Origin of the sequence: Nonomuraea longicatena, assembly GCF_039525605.1 — a bacterium.
Lineage (GTDB): Bacteria > Actinomycetota > Actinomycetes > Streptosporangiales > Streptosporangiaceae > Nonomuraea > Nonomuraea longicatena.
Genome location: NZ_BAAAHQ010000041.1, coordinates 92,486 through 111,452 on the forward strand (window position 1 = coordinate 92,486; position 18,967 = coordinate 111,452).

At 69.3% G+C, this 18,967-nt stretch carries 18 protein-coding genes; 12 read left to right on the top strand and 6 right to left on the bottom strand.

Going from position 1 to position 18,967, the window contains the following annotated elements:
• A partial coding sequence (locus tag ABD120_RS31970) for a hypothetical protein (RefSeq protein ID WP_343953943.1) occupies positions 1 to 762 on the top strand: 762 nt, incomplete at its 5' end.
• A gap of 65 nt (positions 763 to 827) precedes the next feature.
• Here the strand turns inward: ABD120_RS31970 and ABD120_RS31975 are convergent.
• Positions 828 to 1,934 carry a citrate synthase 2 gene (locus tag ABD120_RS31975; protein WP_343953944.1) on the bottom strand — a complete coding sequence of 369 codons (1,107 nt, stop codon included), beginning with the start codon at positions 1,932 to 1,934 and terminating at the stop codon, positions 828 to 830.
• Between the two features lie 154 nt (positions 1,935 to 2,088).
• Here ABD120_RS31975 and pdxH point away from each other — a divergent pair, with 154 nt between their 5' ends.
• From pdxH to ABD120_RS32000, 5 genes are all read left to right on the top strand, one after another.
• On the top strand, positions 2,089 to 2,730 hold the full coding sequence (gene pdxH, locus ABD120_RS31980; RefSeq protein ID WP_343953945.1) for a pyridoxamine 5'-phosphate oxidase: 642 nt from the start codon (positions 2,089 to 2,091) through the stop codon (positions 2,728 to 2,730).
• Between the two features lie 10 nt (positions 2,731 to 2,740).
• Positions 2,741 to 3,997 carry an MFS transporter gene (locus ABD120_RS31985; RefSeq protein ID WP_343953946.1) on the top strand — a complete coding sequence of 419 codons (1,257 nt, stop codon included), beginning with the start codon at positions 2,741 to 2,743 and terminating at the stop codon, positions 3,995 to 3,997.
• Positions 3,998 to 4,110: 113 nt separating this feature from the next.
• Positions 4,111 to 4,815 carry an iron-dependent transcriptional repressor DtxR gene (locus tag ABD120_RS31990; RefSeq protein ID WP_343953947.1) on the top strand — a complete coding sequence of 235 codons (705 nt, stop codon included), beginning with the start codon at positions 4,111 to 4,113 and terminating at the stop codon, positions 4,813 to 4,815.
• Positions 4,816 to 4,938: 123 nt separating this feature from the next.
• The gene (locus tag ABD120_RS31995; protein WP_343953948.1) at positions 4,939 to 7,161 is read left to right on the top strand and encodes an ATP-binding SpoIIE family protein phosphatase; all 2,223 of its coding nucleotides are present in this window, start codon (positions 4,939 to 4,941) and stop codon (positions 7,159 to 7,161) included.
• Positions 7,162 to 7,178: 17 nt separating this feature from the next.
• Entirely contained in the window at positions 7,179 to 7,946 is a 768-nt protein-coding gene (locus ABD120_RS32000; RefSeq protein WP_343953949.1) for an alpha/beta fold hydrolase, read from the top strand.
• On the opposite strand, the gene ABD120_RS32005 is transcribed toward ABD120_RS32000, so the two are convergent.
• Together ABD120_RS32005 and ABD120_RS32010 are read right to left on the bottom strand one after the other, a co-directional pair.
• The gene (locus tag ABD120_RS32005; RefSeq protein ID WP_343953951.1) at positions 7,943 to 8,107 is read right to left on the bottom strand and encodes a hypothetical protein; all 165 of its coding nucleotides are present in this window, start codon (positions 8,105 to 8,107) and stop codon (positions 7,943 to 7,945) included. The genes ABD120_RS32000 and ABD120_RS32005 overlap by 4 nt on opposite strands.
• Positions 8,108 to 8,133: 26 nt before the next feature.
• Positions 8,134 to 9,279: an acyl-CoA dehydrogenase family protein gene (locus ABD120_RS32010; protein ID WP_343953952.1), complete on the bottom strand. Its 1,146-nt coding sequence runs from the start codon at positions 9,277 to 9,279 to the stop codon at positions 8,134 to 8,136.
• Positions 9,280 to 9,459: 180 nt separating this feature from the next.
• On the opposite strand from ABD120_RS32010, the gene ABD120_RS32015 reads away from it, so the two are divergent.
• The 6 genes from ABD120_RS32015 to ABD120_RS32040 all read left to right on the top strand — a co-directional run bounded on the left by ABD120_RS32015 (position 9,460) and on the right by ABD120_RS32040 (position 15,244).
• Entirely contained in the window at positions 9,460 to 10,842 is a 1,383-nt protein-coding gene (locus ABD120_RS32015; protein ID WP_343953953.1) for a hypothetical protein, read from the top strand.
• On the top strand, positions 10,842 to 11,612 hold the full coding sequence (locus ABD120_RS32020) for a class F sortase (protein ID WP_343953954.1): 771 nt from the start codon (positions 10,842 to 10,844) through the stop codon (positions 11,610 to 11,612). The genes ABD120_RS32015 and ABD120_RS32020 overlap by 1 nt, the downstream gene beginning before the upstream one ends.
• Positions 11,613 to 11,732: 120 nt before the next feature.
• Positions 11,733 to 12,638 carry a hypothetical protein gene (locus tag ABD120_RS32025; RefSeq protein ID WP_343953955.1) on the top strand — a complete coding sequence of 302 codons (906 nt, stop codon included), beginning with the start codon at positions 11,733 to 11,735 and terminating at the stop codon, positions 12,636 to 12,638.
• Between the two features lie 3 nt (positions 12,639 to 12,641).
• A complete protein-coding gene (locus ABD120_RS32030; RefSeq protein WP_343953956.1) occupies positions 12,642 to 13,373 on the top strand; it encodes a class F sortase in 732 nt (243 codons plus the stop codon).
• A gap of 12 nt (positions 13,374 to 13,385) precedes the next feature.
• A complete protein-coding gene (locus ABD120_RS32035; RefSeq protein WP_343953957.1) occupies positions 13,386 to 14,036 on the top strand; it encodes a hypothetical protein in 651 nt (216 codons plus the stop codon).
• Between the two features lie 62 nt (positions 14,037 to 14,098).
• Positions 14,099 to 15,244: an acetyl-CoA C-acetyltransferase gene (locus ABD120_RS32040; protein ID WP_343953958.1), complete on the top strand. Its 1,146-nt coding sequence runs from the start codon at positions 14,099 to 14,101 to the stop codon at positions 15,242 to 15,244.
• 440 nt (positions 15,245 to 15,684) lie between these two features.
• On the opposite strand, the gene ABD120_RS32045 is transcribed toward ABD120_RS32040, so the two are convergent.
• The 3 genes from ABD120_RS32045 to ABD120_RS32055 all read right to left on the bottom strand — a co-directional run bounded on the left by ABD120_RS32045 (position 15,685) and on the right by ABD120_RS32055 (position 18,842).
• The gene (locus ABD120_RS32045; protein WP_343953959.1) at positions 15,685 to 16,572 is read right to left on the bottom strand and encodes a carbohydrate ABC transporter permease; all 888 of its coding nucleotides are present in this window, start codon (positions 16,570 to 16,572) and stop codon (positions 15,685 to 15,687) included.
• Positions 16,573 to 17,493 (bottom strand): carbohydrate ABC transporter permease, encoded by a 921-nt coding sequence (locus ABD120_RS32050; protein WP_343953960.1) that lies wholly within the window; start codon positions 17,491 to 17,493, stop codon positions 16,573 to 16,575. It lies immediately after the preceding gene.
• Between the two features lie 71 nt (positions 17,494 to 17,564).
• Entirely contained in the window at positions 17,565 to 18,842 is a 1,278-nt protein-coding gene (locus ABD120_RS32055) for an extracellular solute-binding protein (protein ID WP_343953961.1), read from the bottom strand.
• Positions 18,843 to 18,967 lie beyond the last annotated feature (125 nt).

The following is an 18,967-nucleotide window of genomic DNA, read 5'->3' on the forward strand; positions in this document are numbered from 1 at the left end:
CGGGAGGACGAGTACACCAACAACCTGGCAGGGGATTTCAAGGACACGCTCGCCGTCGAGGGTGTGAAGCTCGCGGCGAGCGTGTCGTACACGGTGGCCTCCGGCGGCATCTCAAGCGCCGTCGTCCGGGCCTGCGAGCTCCACCCGGACGTGATCGTGTACACAGGCCGGGCACCGGAGTTCCGCGACTTCCTCAAGCGGATCGAGGGCAGCGGCTGCGGCTCCGGGGTGACCAAGGTGGTCGCCGGTGACGACGTGGTGAAGGTGGTCGTCGACTTCGGCGCCGAGATCGCCGGGATGGAGCAGGTCGAGGTCTACCACCTGTCGCTGGCCAACCGGGCGACCTGGGCGGCAACCGACGTCCAGCGGACCGCGTTCGTGCGCCAGCTCCTCGACGGCAGGCACCTCACCGCCACGGACGACCACCTGCTGCTCACCTTCGACGCCCTGAGCGTCATCCACGACGCGGCGGGCAAGGCGTACCAGGCGGCCACCACGTCCGGGCTGCCGAGCCGGGGGGACATCCTCTACCGGCTGTCCAGGATGTCGGGGTCGAACGCCTGGGAGGGCTCCAGCGGAGTGATCGAGTTCGGCCCGGGGGACCAGCACACGCCGGTGGACAAGGCGCTGACCGTGCTCAAGGTCGTCGCGGAGAAACCGCGCCACGTCGTCCCCGTCCTCCGCTGCGGCAGGCTCGACGCCTCGGAGCGGGCGGAACCCGACCCCCTCTGCGAGAAGCTGTCCGACGTCGCGCCGAAATGACGAACGGCTGCCGCATCGGATGCGGCAGCCGTCCCGGCCTGCGGGGGCCGTGTGAAACGGAGGTGTCAAATGGTGCCGACGACCTCGTCGGCGCCCGGTACGTCGCTCAGCGGGCGCTCGGCCGGGCCGGTGTACCTGGCGCTGGGGCGGACCAGCCTGCCCGTGCGCTTCTGCTCCAGGATGTGCGCGGCCCAACCGGCCGTGCGCGCGCAGGTGAACATCGAGGTGAACATGTGGGAGGGCACCTCGGCGAAGTCGAGCACCACGGCCGCCCAGTACTCCACGTTCGTGGCCAGCACCCGGTCGGGCTTGCGCGCGTGCAGCTCTTCGAGAGCCGCCGTCTCCAGAGCCGCGGCGACCTCGTAACGAGGTGCGTCCAGCTCCTTCGCCGTACGCCTGAGCACGCGGGCACGGGGGTCTTCAGCACGGTAGACACGGTGGCCGAAGCCCATCAGGCGCTGACCCTTGTCCAGCTCGCTCTGGACGTACTTCTTGGCGTCGCCCATCTGCTCGACGCCTTCGATCATGTGCAGCACGCGGGCGGGGGCGCCACCGTGCAGCGGACCGGACATCGCGCCGACGGCGCCGGAGAGCGCGGCCGCGACGTCGGCGCCCGTGGAGGCGATGACGCGGGCGGTGAACGTCGAGGCGTTCATGCCGTGCTCGGCGGCGGAGGTCCAGTAGGCGTCGATGGCCTTGACGTGCTTGGGATCGGGCTCACCGCGCCAGCGGACCATGAACCGCTCGACGATGGTCTTGGCCTCGTCGACCCGGTTCTGCGGCACCATCGGCAGGCCGAGGCCACGCGCCGACTGCGCAACGAAGGACAGGGCCATGACCGAGGCACGGGCGAGGTTGTCGCGCGCCTCGTCGTCGGAGATGTCGAGCAGCGGGCCGAAGCCGTAGGCCGGAGCCAGCATGGCCAGCGCGCTCTGTACGTCTACGCGGATGTCCCCGGAGTGGACAGGGATGGGGTGAGGCTCCGCCGGGGGTAGACCCGGCTGGAACTTGTTGTCGACCAGCAGGCCCCACACATGCCCGAACGGGACACGGCCGACCAGCTCCTCGATGTCAACGCCCCGGTATCGAAGGGCGCCCCCTTCTTTGTCCGGTTCCGCGATCTCGGTCTCGAAGGCCACAACGCCTTCGAGACCGGGTTTGAAGTCGGACATTCTCGGCCGCCTCCCTTTCTTGATGTCGAGATACCGGCGGGTCAATTTAACCCTCTACCGTCGGGTGCTCGGACTTCGGGCACGCCGAAACGCGATCACCGCTGGTGGGGGCCGTTGTGTGGGGTCGCCACCAAGCGCGCAAGAATACCGTCTCGTGGATGCCACCTCGCTTCCAGGGCTGCGCCGCTCGTACGAGGGCGAGCCCCTGCTGGAGGCCAACGTCGCCGCCGATCCGATCGCGCAGTTCGCCCTCTGGTTCCAGGAGGCCCTGTCCGCCGGGCTGCCGGAGCCGAACGCCATGATCGTCGCCACCGCCTCGGCGGGCGGGCGGCCAAGCGCCCGGACGGTCCTGCTCAAGGGGTACGACGAGCAGGGCTTCGTCTTCTTCACCAACTACGAGTCACGCAAGGGCCGCGACGTGTCGGAGAACCCGCGCGCCTCGCTGCTGTTCCCCTGGCACCAGATCCGCCGTCAGGTGCGGGTGGAGGGCACGGTGGTGCGGCTCTCGCACGAGCGGTCGGCCGACTACTTCAACTCCCGCCCGTACGGCTCGCGCATCGGCGCGTGGGCCTCGCGCCAGTCCGCCGTGGTGCGCTCGCGCGAGGAACTGGACGCCCGCTACGAGGAGCTCGCGGCCCGCTGGCCGGAGAAGCCGCCGGTCCCCGACTTCTGGGGCGGCTACCTCGTCGTGCCGACGGAGATCGAGTTCTGGCAGGGCCAGCTCTCCCGCATGCACGACAGGCTGCGGTATCGGCGGGCTCACCCTGGATGGGTGCTGGAAAGGCTTGCCCCGTAGATTGTCATGAATGTCCATAGGGGAGACCGTCAAACGGCATCTGGTCGACACCCGCCCCTTGGCGGTGCCCGCCTACCGGCGGCTGTGGATCGGACAGGCCGTCTCCCAGCTCGGCTCCGGCGCCACCGTCGTGGTGGTCTCCCAGCAGGTCTACGACCTCACCAGGTCGTCGCTGTGGGTCGGGCTGCTCGGGCTGGCGCACCTGCTGCCGCTGATCGTCTTCGGGTTGTGGGGCGGCGCGGCGGCCGACGCGGCCGACCGCCGCAAGGTGCTGCTGGCAGGGTCCCTGGTCACCTGGGTCGCGACGCTGTTCCTGCTGGCGCAGGCCGTTCTGGGGCTGGACCAGGTCGCCCTGCTGATCGCCGCCGTGGCCGTGAGCGCCACGGGGTTCGCCGTCACCTCGCCGACCAGGGGCGCGGTCATCCCGAGGCTGCTGCCCGCCGAGCTGGTGCCCGGTGCCAACGCGCTCAACTCCCTGGCCTTCAGCGTCGGCGCGGTCGGCGGGCCGATGGCGGGCGGGGTGCTGCTGGCCTGGCAGGGCTACGCGGTCGCCTACGCCTTCGACGCCCTGCTGTTCTCCGTCAGCCTGTACGCCGCGCTGCGCCTGCCCGCCATGCGGCCGCTGGCGGAGGCGGCCAGGCCGGGCGCGCGGGCGGTCTTCGAGGGCCTGCGGTACGTGGCCACCAGCCCGGTCCTGCTCATGTCCTTCGTCGTGGACATCATCGCGATGGTCTTCGCGCTGCCCCGCGCCCTCTACCCGGAACTGGCCGCCACCCGGTTCGCCGACGTGCCGGGCGGCGCCGCCCTGGCGCTCGGCTGGCTCAACGCGGCCATGGCGATCGGCGGCGTCGCCGCGGCGCTGCTGTCCGGCTGGGTGGGCCGGGTGCGCAGGCAGGGCCTGGCGCTGATCGCCGTCATCGCGCTGTGGGGGCTCGTGGTCGCGGCGGCGGGGCTCGTGGAGGCGCTGTGGCTGGTGGTGTTCCTCATGGCGGTGGGCGGGGCCGCGGACGTGGTCTCGTCGGTGTGGCGGCAGTCGATCCTCATGTTGCACGCCCCGGACGAGATGCGCGGGCGTATGCAGGGCGTGTTCATGGTGGTCGTCGCGGGCGGGCCGCGCCTGGGCGACGTCAGGGCGGGCGCCATGGCGACGGCCTCCGGGCTGGGGGTCGCGTGGGTCGGCGGCGGGCTCGCGTGCGCGGTCGCGGTGATCGCCGTCGGCCTCTCGGCGCGGCGGTTCCGGAACTATTGTTCGGAGATCGGGAAGTAACGCGCGCATGAGATTGTTGCCGTCCTTTGCCACCGTGAGCCGTTCTCCCAATAGGGTTCCCTCAGACCCCAGACCCCGGCCACGACCGGCGTAGCATCGAGATGGGAGGAGCCTTGACCGCACACGGCCTGATCGACACCACGGAGATGTATCTCCGGACGATCTACGAACTAGAGGAAGAGGGCATTGTCCCTCTCCGCGCGCGCATCGCCGAGCGGCTCCAGCAGAGCGGGCCGACCGTGAGCCAGACGGTCGCCCGCATGGAACGCGACGGCCTCGTCAAGGTGGAGGGCGACCGCCACCTGGCGATGACCGAGCTGGGCCGTAGCCTCGCCACGCGCGTCATGCGCAAGCACCGCCTGGCCGAGTGTCTGCTGACCCAGGTCATCGGGCTGCCGTGGGAGGAGGTGCACATCGAGGCCTGCCGCTGGGAGCACGTCATGTCGGAGTCCGTCGAGGCCCGCCTGGTCACGCTGCTCGACAATCCGACGGTCTGCCCGCACGGCAACCCCATCCCGGGTCTCGGCGAACTGGGCGCCCACGAGGCCGAGCAGGTGGCGGAGAGCGCGCTGACACCCATGGCGGATCTCGCCGGGCCGGGAGACGTTCCGGTCGTGGTACGGCGAATAAGTGAACAAGTGCAAAGCGATCCCGCTGTGATGCTTAAACTCAAGCAAGTTGGGATACAACCCGGACGCGAGGTGACGCTCGCGGCGAGCGACGACGGTGTGCGGGTGACAGGTGACAGTGACGCGAACAACACTCCCGCGGAGCTTCCGCGCGACGTTGCCGCGCACGTCTTCGTCTCCAAGCGCTGACGAGCGAGCTGCTGCTCGGGTGGATCTCACAGGGGAGCGCCTCCACTCCCGTACGGTCAAGACTGCTGCAGGAGCGCCCGTGGTTCGCTTTGCGCACATGCCTCGCCGAGGAGTGGTCCCCGGATGAAGCGATGGGGGGATCTTTCAACGGACACAGACGACCGCCTTGCCGCCGACACGGTCCTCGACCAGGCCGAGATGGCCATCGTCGTGACCGACCGGTTCAGCAACGTGCTCTACTGGAACCCCTTTGCCGAGAAGCTGTTCGGCCGTCAGGGCGGACCCACCGGCCGCGACACCTCGGTTCTCTCCCTCGGCATCATGGAGAAGGACCATCCGCTCGCGGTCGACCTCGCCAAGCACGTGCTCAAGGGCGGGGTCTGGGAAGGCACCTTCGACGTCAGGCGTGGTGACGGCACGATCGTGTACGTCCGCGCCCAGGCCGTACCGCTGCGCCATCCCTCCGGTTCGGTGTCCGGCGTGGTGATCACCGCCCGCGAGGCGCTGCGCAGCAACGAGCGCGAGAAGGACCGCTTCGGCCTGCTGGAACGCATCGGAGAGCGGCTGGCCGGCTCCCTGTACGTCGAGGAGACGCTCAAACGCGTCGCCGAGATGCTGGTCCCGCAGTTCGCCGACCACTGCTTCATCGAGCTGATGGAGGGCGAGCGCCTGGTGCGCCGGATCTCCCAGCACGTGCCCGGCTGGAACCCGCCGCCCGGCACCTGGAAGCCGGTCGGCGCCGAGATCCGCTACCCGCCGGGCCACTACGCCGACACGGCCCTGCGCCGCCAGGAGACGATCCTGGTCGAGGACTTCACCTCGACGAGCTTCCCCGCCCCTCACGAGGGCAGCGCGAAGATCTGCGGCGAGGTCGGCATGACCTCCGCGATCGTCGCCCCGCTGTGCGTGCGCGGCGAGACGCTCGGCCAGCTGTACCTCGGGCTGTCCAACCTGTCCGATCGCCGCAGCCCCCACTACGACGCCTTCGACCGTGATTTCGTCGGCGCCATCGCCACGAGAGTGGCCCTCGCGATCGACAACGCGTTGCTCTTCGAGGAAGAGCGGCACACCGCGGAGTCCTTCCAGAAGCACCTGCTGCCCAGGAAGCTGCCACAGCTCGACGGCCTGCAGATCGCGGTGCGCTACTACCCGGCCGCCCCGCTGGCCTCCCACGGCCAGGGCATCCAGACCCAGGTCGGCGGCGACTGGTACGACGTGATCCCGCTGTCGGCCGGCCGGGTCGGCATCGTGATCGGCGACGTCGAGGGCCGGGGCGCCAGGGCGGCGGCCATCATGGGCCAGTTGCGCGCCGCGCTGAGGGCGTTCGCCCAGGACGACAAGTCGCCCGCCGACATCCTGGCCAAGCTCGACGAGTGGACCCGCATCATCGCCACCGACGAGCTCGACGGCAGCGGCGCCGAGATCAGCGTCCCGCCGATCGTCACCTGCCAGTACCTCGTCTACGACGCCTGGTCGCGCGAGCTGTCGATCGCCAACGCCGGGCATGCCCCGCCGCTGCTGCTGTCCGACGGCGAGTGCGTGGAGCTGGAGTTCGAGGAGGTCGGCCAGCCGCTCGGGGTCCACGCCAAGGGCATGCACGCCGACCTGGTCTACAAGGAGGAGACGCGTACGCTCCCGCCGGGCGCCTCGCTGCTGCTCTACACCGACGGCCTGGTCGATCGGCGCCCCACCCGCGACGGGCGGACAGCGACCGACGAGGAGACCCTGGCGGTCCTGTTCGAGGAACTCGCCAAGGTCGCCGACGAGAGCGACGTCGAGCGCATCGCCGAGGCCGCCACGGTCGCGGTCCCCGGCGAGATCGACGACGACATGGCGATCCTGGTGGTCCGCTCCACCGACGTCGACCTCGACGTCGAGGAGCGCACCTTCCCGGCCCAGCCGATCATGGTCGGTGAGGCGCGGCGCATGGCCGCCGAGGCGTTCACCGGCTGGAACGTCCCCGAGGAACGCGCCGAGCTGGCCTGCCTGCTGGTCTCCGAGGTCGTCACCAACGTGGTGCTCCACGCCTCGGGTGCCGGGGTGCCCCGCCGCGAACTCGTGGTCGAGGGGCCGCCGCTGCCGTTCGACGAGTCGTGGGACTCACCCTTCGACGAGGACGTCACCACCGACAAGGAGTTCACGCTGCGCCTGCGCCGGGGCCGGGAAGCGGTCTGGGTCGAGGTGTTCGACCAGGACCTGCGCCTGCCTCGGATCCGCAGCGCCGGTGAGAACGACGAGGGCGGGCGCGGTCTCTACCTGGTCGACCAGCTTGCCCGGCGGTGGGGTTCGCGACCCACACCGGAAGGTAAAGCGGTCTGGTTCGAGATTCCCATGCGCAGCCGTTGAGTGGTTGACTCGGTGCTATGGAGCTGGCCTACGAACGCCGGGGCTCCGGCGAGCCGCTGATCCTTCTCCACGGCATCGGTCACCACTGGCAGGGCTGGTTGCCGGTGCTCGATCGGCTGGCGGCCGAGCGTGACGTGATCGCCGTCGATCTGCCGGGGTTCGGTGTGTCGCCCGCGCTGCCGGACGCGACGCCGTACACAGCCGAGTCGCTGGCCGACGCGGTCGAGTCGTTCTGCGAACTGATGGGGCTGCGCGAGCCGCACGTCGCGGGCAATTCCCTCGGCGGATATCTGGCGCTGGAGCTGGCGGCGCGCGGCTCGGTACGTAGCGCGACGGCGCTGTCACCGGCCGGGTTCTGGTCGGAGCCGGAACTGGTGTGGTGCCAGGTCGTGCTGCGCGGGATCCGGGCGGCCTCACGGAAGCTGCCGCCGGAGGCCGGGTCCTACACGAAGGTCGATCGGGCGCTGGCGGTCGGGTTGCTCGTGGCCCGGCCGGGACAACTGGATCCGATGGCGCTGGCGGCGGCCAGGCAGGCGATGGCGAGCGCGCCCGGTTTCGACGAGGCGCTCGCCTCGTTCGCCAACGTGCTGCCGCCCGGACCGCCCAAAGCGCCGATCACGATCGCCTGGGGTGAGCACGACCGGCTGCTGCCGCGCCGCCAGGCGGTGCGCGCGGCCCGGTGGTCGGGGCAGCGGGTGCGGCTGCTGAGGGGCTGCGGCCACCTGCCCATGAGCGACGACCCCGACCTGGTGGCCAGGGTCCTCCTGGAGGGCTCCGCCCGCTAACCGCGCAGGGTCTGCCCCCAGATGAGCAGGGTCGCGAGGATGAATACGATCATGATTCCGGCGTAGCCGACCGGCCCGAGCCTCATCGCCCGCCGTACGCGGTTGAGAAGCCAGGCGAACAGCACCGCCAGGAAAACCAGGAGGATCAGGCCGCCGTCCATGATTTCCAGTATGGCCCCTTCGGCGCTCAGAAGCCGAAGGAGCGGCCGATGATCTCCTTCATGATCTCGGTGGTGCCGCCGTAGATGGTCTGGACGCGGCTGTCCAGCCACGCCTTGGCGACGGGGTACTCCATCATGTAGCCGTAGCCGCCGTGCAACTGGAGGCAGCGGTCGATGACCCGGTTCTGCAGTTCGGTCGTCCACCACTTGGCCTTGGCGGCGTCGACGGCCGACAGCTGCCCGGCGTTCAGGGCGAGGATGCACTTGTCCACGTAATGGCGGGCGATCTCCACCTCGGTGGCGACTTCGGCCAGCACGAACCGGGTGTTCTGGAACTTTCCGAGGCTGCGGCCGAACGCCTCGCGGGTGCGGCAGTACTCGATGGTCTCCTCCAGCACCGCCTCGGCCGCCGCGACCGCGACGACCGCGATCGACAGCCGTTCCTGCGGCAGGTTGCCCATGAGCTGGATGAAGCCCTCGCCCTCGGCCGGGCCGAGCCGGTTGGCGACCGGCACCCGTACGTCGTCGAAGGACAGTTCGGCGGTGTCCTGCGCCTTGAGGCCGATCTTGTCCAGGTTGCGGCCCCTGGTGAAGCCGTCCATGCCGCGTTCGACCATCAGGAGCGTGGTGCCGCGCGCCCCGGCGTCCGGGTCGGTCTTGGCGACGACCACGACGAGGTCGGCGTTGATGCCGTTGGTGATGAAGGTCTTCTGGCCGTTGAGCACATAGTGGTCGCCGTCCCTGACGGCGGTGGTCCTGATGCCTTGCAGGTCGCTGCCCGCGCCGGGTTCGGTCATCGCGATGGCGGTGATGAGCTCGCCGCTCGCGAAGCCGGGCAGCCAGCGCTGTTTCTGCTCGTCGTCGGTGAGTTCGACGAGGTAGGGGGCCATCACGTCGTTGTGCAGTCCCCAGCCGAGGCCGGAGGCGCCGGTTCTGATGATCTCCTCGGTGATCACGGCGTTGTACCGGAAGTCGGAGATGCCGGATCCGCCGTACTCCTCGGGGACGGAGAAGCCGAACATGCCGATCCGCCCGGCCTTCTTCCACACGTCGCGGGGGACGATGCCGTCCTTCTCCCACTGGCCGTGGTGCGGGGTGACCTCGCGGGCCATGAACTCGCGGACGCTCTCCTGGAAGAGCAGATGTTCCTCGTCGAAGAGGTCTCGCCGCATGTGGTGCCTCCGGGGTGGTCTCAAGCTCCAGAATACGATTCTGTTACCCGAACGTATACCCGGTTCCCGGGGCCGTATCGGGTTCATCACAAGTCCTGGAACGTGCCGGTTTTCGGGGGTGTTGCAGGGGTTCCGCATCTAAGATCTACCTCCGGTCTATCCGTGTGATCGGAGGGTTCCGTGAGTCGGTGGAGCAAGGCGCTGGTCGCCCCCACGGTGGGGCTGGCGGCCACGGCTGCCCTCATCACGGCACCCGCGCAGGCCGACACCGTCAACGTCGTCGTCCGTTACAGCTGCACCGGCGGCATCGCGGGCTCCGCACCCGTCAAACTGGTGGCGCGGGTGAGCGTACCGACGGTGATCCGGCAGGGTGGGCTGCTGCGGCTGGGCTGGTCGGTCGCCTACGCCGACGACGTCAACCGCTTCAAGTCGCCCGACTACTTCCCCAAGGGAGCCCGGGTCTCACTCGTCGGCATCACCCGCCTCCAAGGGGCCTGGGAGGGCACCCTGGACTCCACCGGTGCGCGCGACCAGGACGAACTGCAGCCCGACCTGGGCCTTGCGTTACCCACGGGCATCTCCTCCTCCGCACACCTCGACCGGGCCGGGGTGATCAGCCTCAAGCCGGAGGGCATGACCGTCGACTTCGTCCCTCCCGACTACACCCTCACCATCAACGACGACGACCCCGAGGGGCGTATCGCCTACGCCCCTGCCTGGACGCACCATCCCGCGACGCCCGTGGAATACGGCGACCATCTGCGGGACGTCCACACCGGGACCGGCGTGGGGAGCTCGGCCATCCTGAAGTTCACCGGCACCGGCTTCGCGTATGTCGGACGCCGCATGCCGGGTGTCAGCAAGGTCAAGGTCGCCGTCGACGGACACGCGGCCGAGGTCGATCCGACCAGGCGGAAGGACGGTTCGGAAACCAACGCGACCGAGGGCAACGTCACGCTCTGGGAGCGCAAGGACCTGCCGTACGGGGAGCACGAGGTCGTCATCAGCAACACCGAGAACAAGCCCATCCACCTGGACGCGTTCAAGGTGTTCAACACCCAGCCCGTCCAGCCGCCCACCCACCACCGGGCGACCTGTGTGGTGACCAGCGCGCCGGACGAGATCGAGATCACCGTCGCCGGCCCGACGAGCACGCCCACCCCGACCGCCACACCCACGCCGACGGGCACCCAGACCCCGACGGCCACGCCCACCACCACCCGGACACCGACGCCCACCCCGACCCCGACGCCGACGCCGACGCGGACCACGCCAGAGCCGCACGACTGGCCGACCGGCGATCTGTCGCAGGTGGGTGTCGTGCCCGTCGGCGGCGGCAGCAGCAGCCCGTCGCGGCGGGCGACGCCCACGACCACCAGGTACGTCGCGCAGGCGGCCCAGGTGCGCTCCACGCCCAAGGGCGGGGTCGAGACCGGGCAGGCGCCCGATGACACGCAGGGATCGTACGGGCTGATCGCGGCCGGAGCCGCGCTGCTGATGGGCAGCGCGGCCGGAGGGCTGTTCCTCCGGCGCCGCCGCGCAGTCTCCGGAGGAACGAAGTGATGACCGAGCAGAAGAGCCCGCCGAACCGCGCACTGCCTGGCCTGCTGATCGCCGGTTCGCTCGCCGGGGTGGCCGCCGTCACCGTCGGTGTGCTGCAGTTGGCGCCCGTTCCCGACGGCGGTGCCCAGCCGGACGAGCGGCCGAGCACCATCGAGATGGTCAACGCGGGCGCCTCCCAACTCGCCCCGACGGTCGGTCCCGGCGGCGCCGACGTGCCGCTGCTGCCCGCCAAGCTCGACGCGCCGCCGCCTCCGGCCGCCGTGCCGACGGTGGCGCCGTTCCCCCGGGCCAAGACCGCCAAGAGCCGGCAGGCGCTGCGGCCGGTGCGCATCCGCATCCCCGACATCAAGGTGAACGCGCCGATCGGCCGGGTGACGGTCGACGACAAGGGCGCGCTGGGCGCGCCCCCGCTGTCGAAGCCGAACCTGGCGGGCTGGTACCGATTCAGCCCGGTGCCCGGAGCGCTCGGTCCCGCGATCGTCAACGGCCACGTCAACACGCGCAGCGGCCCGGCCGTCTTCAACCGGCTCGCCGAACTCGCCAAGGGCGACCAGATCTACGTCTACCGCTCGGACGGCAAGGTCACCCGGTTCACCGTGAGCGGGATCGAGCAGGTGAGCAAGGGGTCCTTCCCGACCTCCCGTGTGTACGGCAACACCGACAACGCCCAGCTCAGGCTGGTCACGTGCGGCGGGGTCTACAACAAGACCACCCACAGCTATGCCGACAACGTCATCGTCTATGCGACCCTGTCCAAGAAGAAGGGTTGACCGGGCTTCGGGATTTGACAGGCGATTGACAGGATGAGTTCGTAAGATCTCTACCAAACCGTGACTATCCGGTGGAATCCTGGTACGCCTGTTACACCTGTGCTGGAACGGAGAAAGACAGTGCCGACGTCCAAGGCGCGGCGACGCCTCGCCCTCAAGACCTCCGCCCTCGTGGTGGCCGGTGCTGGAGTCTTCTTCGGAGTTCCGGCCCTCGCCAACTCCATGGCACCCAAAGCGGTGACCTACACGTGCACGAACGTGAGCACGTCCACAGACACCGAGATCAAGTTCCAGATGGACCTCACCGGTCCGGTCAGCGCGGTCTCGCCCAGCGCGACCGCCGTAGTCACCTGGAAGATCGGCACCCCTTCCCCCACACTCACAGCGCCGACCCAACTCGCGCAGGGCGACCGGTTGGTCATCGAAGCTGATGCGATCATTACCGGCTCGCCCAGCCCGACCCCGAGCGAACTCCGGACGGCTGTGGTCACGAACACGCCCGGTGCCATAGCCCTGGGCAGCCCGCTCCAGCCACTACCGACCGTCCTTGTCTCTCTTACACCGACGGCGCGCGGAACCATGGCTGTGATCCCCTACGACTTCACTCTGCGCGTCGGCACCGCAGCCGGGGGTAACGTCGCCCTCTACGACTGCACGGTCACGACCGGCAAGGAGTCAGAGGCCACCCAGGCGGCGGCCCTGATCACGGTCGCCACCGGTTCGAGCTCGCCGTCGAGCTCGCCGACGACCCCGACCCCCACGGCCACCACTCCGACGCCGACTCCGACCACGCCCACGGCCACGCCGACGACCGCCCGTCCCACCAAGACCACGACGGTCATCGTCACCGAGACCCCCGCCGGTGGCGGCAAGGTGCGCAAGACGCCCAAGGACGGGGCGGACACCGGCGCGGGCGGCGACATGGGCCCCGACGGGCGGATGTTCATCCTGTCCGGCGCGCTACTGATCATGGCGGCCGGTGCGGGCGGCCTGATCCTGCGGCGCCGTAACATCAGCAAGGGCTGAGCGATGGCGGCGCAGCATCCGAGCGGTGGCGGCAAGGGCCTGCGGATCACGCTGATCAGCGCGGCCGTCGCCGGTGTCGTCACGGTCGTCGCCGGCCTGCTCATCGTGGTCTCTTCCCCCGAGGAGTACGGCCTGGCCCGCGACTCGCTGGCGCTGGAGGCCCAGCCCCGCCAGACGGGTGCGGCGCAGCCGCAGCAGGCGATGTTCGAGGCCCCGCCGAGCGTGCCGCCGCCGCTGCCGGCGCTCCAGCCCGCTCCGGCGATGCTGCCCTCCACGCCGAGACGCCTGGTGATCAAGCGTCTGGGCATCAACGCGCCGATCGGCTCGGTCGGGCTGGATCGGCGCGGCGCGATCCAGGTGCCGCCGATCAACAACCCGAACCTGGTGGGCTGGTACCGGCACGGCCCGACGGCGGGCGAGGGCGGCCCGTCGGTGATGCTGGGGCACAAGGACACGAGAAGCGGCTCCGCCGTCTTCAGCCGCCTGTACGAGATCAAGAACGGCGACACGATCGAGATCAAGCGCCAGGACGGCGTGACCGCCGTGTTCACCGTCGGCGGCGTCGAGCAGGCGGCCAAGACGACCTTCCCGACACAGCGCGTCTACGGCGACCAACCGGGCAGCAACGCCCAGCTCCACCTGATCACCTGCGGCGGCGTCTACAACCGCACCACCGGGCACTACACCGACAACATCATCGTCTACGCGACGATGACGAGCTCCTACCGAAGCTGAGGACGGGCACCCATGGGCTGGATGGCGAAGCGGCGACTGCGTACTGGCCCGACGGCGGCGCTGCCCGCCAACCCGGATCCGGCCGAACTGCTGCGGATCATCCGGCTGTCCGACCCCGACGCGAAGGCGGACGGCGCCGACATCCTGGCCGCCGACGTGCGTGTCCACGCCGCCGTCAAGGTCGAACCCGACCTGGTGGGCGGCGAGATGGAGGAGGTCTGGGCGCTGCGGGTGGCGGCGGAGGGGCCGCTGCCGTTCGACTTCTACGACCGCTTCCTCGCCGAGGGCGTGGCCGTCCGGCTGGACGGGCTGGCGCTGTGCCGGGGCCAGGTGAGTGATCCGTCCGACGAGGAGCGGGGCGCGGCGGTGATCCTGCCGGAGCGGCCGTCGGAGGAGAGGCTGGCCGAGGTCCTCGGGATCGAGCCGGACGAGAGCGGCGCCTTCGAGGGTGAGGACCTGCGGGCGGCGGTGGTGGCGCTGAAGACGCGGCCGCCGGCCGCGCAGGAACTGCTGCCGTTCGCGACGGACCTGACGGCGGTGGAGTTGCGCGGCGACGACCTGGAGCACGTCGGTACGGTCGCCCTCGCCCTGGCCGACGCGCTGCAGGGCGTCGTCGTCGACCGCTGGTGCTTCCGGATCGACACTCCGGGGGACCTGCTCTAGAGCAAGGCTCTGTTGTAGTCTCGTCAGTAACCGAATATTGCTCGGTTTCATGGAGGGCTACTGTGGCAGAGGCGTACATCGTCGGGGCGGTCCGCACCCCGGTCGGCAAGAAGAAGGGCGGCCTGTCCGCCGTCCACCCCACGGACCTGGCCGCACAGACCCTGAAGGCGCTCGTCGAGCGCACCGGCGTGGACCCGGCCGCGGTCGAGGACGTCATCATGGGCTGCGTCATGCAGTTCGGCCCGCAGAGCATGGACATCGCGCGCAACGCCTGGCTCAGTGCCGGGCTGCCCGAGACCACCGCCGGGGTCACCATCGACCGGCAGTGCGGTTCCTCCCAGCAGGCGCTCCACTTCGCCGCACAGGGCGTCATGTCCGGCACCCAGGACCTGGTTGTGGCGGCCGGGGTCGAGTCGATGAGCATCGTCCCGATGGGCTCGTCGATCACCGCCGCGCTGGAGAAGGGCATGCCGTTCCCGTTCGGCGAGATGTGGGTCGAGCGGTACGGCATGCAGGAGATCTCGCAGTTCCGGGGCGCCGAGCTCATGTGCGAGAAGTGGGGCCTCACCCGTGAGGAACTGGAGCGCTACGCCTACGAGTCGCACCAGCGGGCGGCCAAGGCCGTGGCCAACGGCTACTTCAAGGACCAGATCGTCCCGGTCGCGGGCGTCGAGGACGACGAGGGGCCGAGGCCCGACACCACCCTGGAGAAGATGGCGGCGCTGAAGACGCTCAAGGAGGACGGCGTCATCACTGCGGCCACCGCCTCCCAGATCTCCGACGGCTCCGGCGCGGTGCTCATCGCCTCCGAGCAGGCGGTCAGGGACCACGGCCTGACGCCCAGGGCGCGCATCCACCAGCTCGCGCTGCTCGGCGACGACCCCGTGTTCATGCTCACCGCGCCGATCCCGGCGACGCACAAGGCGCTGAAGAAGGCGGGCCTGAGCATCGACCAGATCGACGTCACCGAGATCAACGAGGCGTTCGCCCCGGTGCCGCTGGCCTGGATCAAGGAGGTGGGCGCCGACCCGGCCAAGGTCAACCCGAACGGCGGCGCCATCGCGCTCGGCCACCCGCTCGGCGGCACCGGCGCGATCCTCATGACCAAGCTGCTGCACGAGCTGGAGCGCACCGGTGGCCGGTACGGGCTGCAGACGATGTGCGAGGGCGGCGGGCAGGCCAATGTCACCGTCATCGAGCGGCTCTGAGCGGCTCTGAGCACATGACGACGCCCTCCGCCCCTGTGACAAGCAGGGGCGGAGGGCGTCGGCGGTGGTGCGCCCATGGCGTTGAGGCGCGGACTACCCATCCAGGTAGTTGCTCAGCGTCCCTTGGACGGGATGCGCCTCGGCGGTGCCATCGGCCGCTGGGGCATCTGGGGCATCGGCTGTCGCCGCTGCTGCCCGGGTAGGGACTTCTTCTTGGACTGTTTGCCGGAACGTACACGCATGAGGCGGCTCCTTCTCGTAATCAGCGACGCGACCGCGTCCGTCGCGTCAGGACGGGCAGTGACGTGTTCTCGGGCGGTTGCGCCCGGCTCATTACTGGTAAAGCCGCATGTCTGAAAATGTAAGACACTTCCGGTGCACTGGCAACGGTTTATTTTCCGGCCCCGGCCGCCCGCACCACGCGGCGGCCGGGGGCCGGGTCACTTGATCGAACCGGCGGTGAGTCCGCCGACGACCTTCCGCTCGATCAGCGCGAACAGGATGATCACCGGGATGGTGGCGATCACCGAACCGGCGAACAGGCCCTGCCAGTCCACGGAGTACTGGCCCATGTAGGAGTGCAGCGCCACCGGCAGCGGCTGGTTCTCCGGCGACGTCGAGAGCGTCAGCGCGACCACGAACTCGTTCCACGCCGAGATGAACGTGAAGATCAACGCGGTGATCACGCCGGGCATCGCCAGCGGGAGCGTGATGCGGAACAGCGCGCCGAAGCGGCCGTTGCCGTCGATGAAGGCCGCCTCCTCCAGCTCACGCGGGATCGAGGAGAAGTAGGCGTTGAGGATCCAGACCGCGAAGGCCAGGTTGAAGCCGCCGTTGACCAGGATCAGCGACCACACCGAGTCCACCAGGCCGAACTGGAAGAACTCCCGGTAGATGCCGACGACCATCGCGGTCGGCTGGAACATCTGCGTGATCAGTACCAGGACCAGGAACAGCGACCGGCCCTTGAAGTCGTGCCGCGCGGTGTAGTAGGCGGCCGGCAGCGCCACCACCAGCACCAGCAGCGTCGAACCCACCGCCACCTGCAGCGACACCAGCAGGTTGTCGGCCAGCCCGCCGCTCCAGAACCCGGCGATCGCCGAGAAGTCCCACGTGTCGGGGAACCACTGCGCCGTGCGCAGCTCCTTCTGCGGGCGCAGCGCGATCAGCACCATGACCAGGTACGGGAACAGGAAGACGAACCCGATCAGGTAGGCGAGCGCCGCGATCAGCGTGGTCTTGAGCTTGGGCATCCGCCGCGCGCCGCGCGGCCTGCCGTGCTGGGCCGGACGGTGCGCGGCCCGCGAAGGAGCGGTCGTCGTGGCCATCTACGCCACCTCCCGGTTCCAGCGGGAGACCCGCAGGAAGATGACGGTCAGCACGATCACCATGCCGAAGTTAACCACGGACATGGCAGCGGACTCCCCGAGGTTCGCGTTCTTCAGGACGTACATGAAGATCGTGGACGTCGCGGTGTCGTAGCCCGGCTGCCCCCGCGTCATCGCCCAGATGATCGGGAAGCTGTTGAAGACGTTCATCATGTTGATCAGCGCGGCCACCGTCAGCGCCGGGCGCAGCAGCGGCAGGGTGATCGACCAGTACGTCCGCATCTTGGAGGCGCCGTCCATCCTGGCCGCCTCGTACACGTCCGCCGGGATCGTCGCGAGCCCCGCCAGCAGCGCGTACGTCGTGAACGGCACGGACACGAACACCCCGACGAAGATCAGCCATGGCATCGCGGTGCCCGCCTGGCCGAGTTGGTCGGCCGCGTCGCCGCCCATCGTGCTCAGCAGGCCGAGCGAACTCGGCTCGATACCGAACACCTTCTGGACGAAGGTGCCGAGGTCGCGCCGGATCAGGTTGATGACCCCGACCTCGGGGTCGAGCATCCACTTGAAGACGATCGCCGTCATCAGCACCGACGCCGCCCACGGCGCGATCAGCGCCCAGCGGGCCACCTTGCGGCCCGGGAACCTCTGGTTGAACAACTGCGCCAGCGCCAACGAGATCACCACGGTCAGCAGCACGATCGCGACGACCCACACCACGCTGCGGACCATGATGTCGGCGAAGTCCTTCTCGGCGAACAGCTTGTCGTAGTTGGCGGGGAAGTTGACCTCGCGCACCACGCCGAACCGGCTGATCTGCAGGAACGACGACCGGACCATCTCGATGACCGGCCAGATCACCACGGCCGCGATCAGCAGCACCGCGGGCCCCACCCACGCGAGGGGCTCCAGCTTCTTCATGCGCACCCTTTCATGGAGGTGCGGCGGACGGCCCGGCACCCGGGCCCGCCCGCCGCACAGTCTCCGGACGATCAGCCGGTCTCGGCGGCCTTCTGGAGTTCGCCGAGCGTCTTGGCCGGGTCCTTCACCACGCCGCCCATGGTCTGCTTGATCTGGGTGTTCAGCTCCGACCACTTGGGGTCCTGGAACGGGTAGAAGCTGGCGTTGGGCAGAGCGTCGAGGAACGGCTTGAGCTTCTCGTCACCCGACAGCTTCTGGATGCCGGTGTTCGTGACCGGCAGCAGCTTGTACAGATCCACGATCTTCTCGGCGGCCGGGCCCGTGTAGAAGAAGTCGAAGAACTTCTTGATCTCTTCGGGGTGCTTGTTCTGGTTGAACGCCATGATCCAGTCCATGACGCCGAGCGTGGTGTCGAGGGGGCCGCTCTTGCCGGGGATGGCGGCGACGGCGTACTTGTCCTTGACGGTGCCCTTGTCGAAGATCGGGATCGACATCGGGCCGCCGGTGGCCATGCCGACCTTGCCGGCCGCGAAGTCCTCCCAGACCGTCTTGCGGTCCTTGGTGCCCGGGTTCGGCGTGGTCAGCCCCGCGTCCACCAGGCCCTTCACGTACGTGAAGGTCTCGGTGTTCTGCGGGGAGTTGATCGCCCACTTGCCCGAGGCGTCCTTGTAGCCGCCGCCGTTGCCGAGCATCCACAGGAACGACTCGCCCTGGGCCTCCTCCTGGCCGAGGGGCAGGCCGTACGGCTGGCTGACGCCCGCCTTCTTCAGCTTCTCCGCCGCGGCCTTGAGCTCGTCCCACGTCGTGGGCGGCTCGGCGATCCCGGCCTTCTCGAACAGTTCCTTGTTGTAGAAGAGCGCGCGGGCCGAGGAGACGAACGGCAGGCCGTAGGCGGCGCCGTCCACCTTGCCGAAGTCGGCGAACTTGGTCAGCATGTCCTGCTGGACGTTCGGGGAGAGGATCTCCTCGACCTTGTGGAGCAGGCCGTCCTTGACGAAGCCGGAGTAGTCGCCGGTCTGCAGGATGTCGGGCGCCTGGCCGTTCTGGACCATGGTGGCGACCTGCTTGTCGATGTCGTTCCAGTTGATGACCTGGACCTCGACCTTGATGTTCGGGTTGGCCTTCTGGAAGTCGTCGACGACCCCCTTCCAGAAGCCCTCGCCGGCGTTGGGGGCACCGGGGCCGTCGCCGTAGTCGGCGGCGACCATCTTCAGGGTGACCGGCCCGGAAGCCGACTTCTCGCCGCCGCCGGTCTCGGTGCCCGTGCCGCCGGAGCCGCCGCCGCAACTGGACAGGACCAGCATGGCGGCCAGGCCGAGCGCGGCGCCGCCCGCAAGCTTGATGTTCACCGTAGATACCGCCTTCTCGTCGGACGGGTCACGCTGGTCCGTACCAGCTCCGGGCCCCGTCTACTGGTTTGGGGGTGATTCGAGCCACAGCTCGATGCGCTGGCGTCAGCGTAAGCCCCGATTCG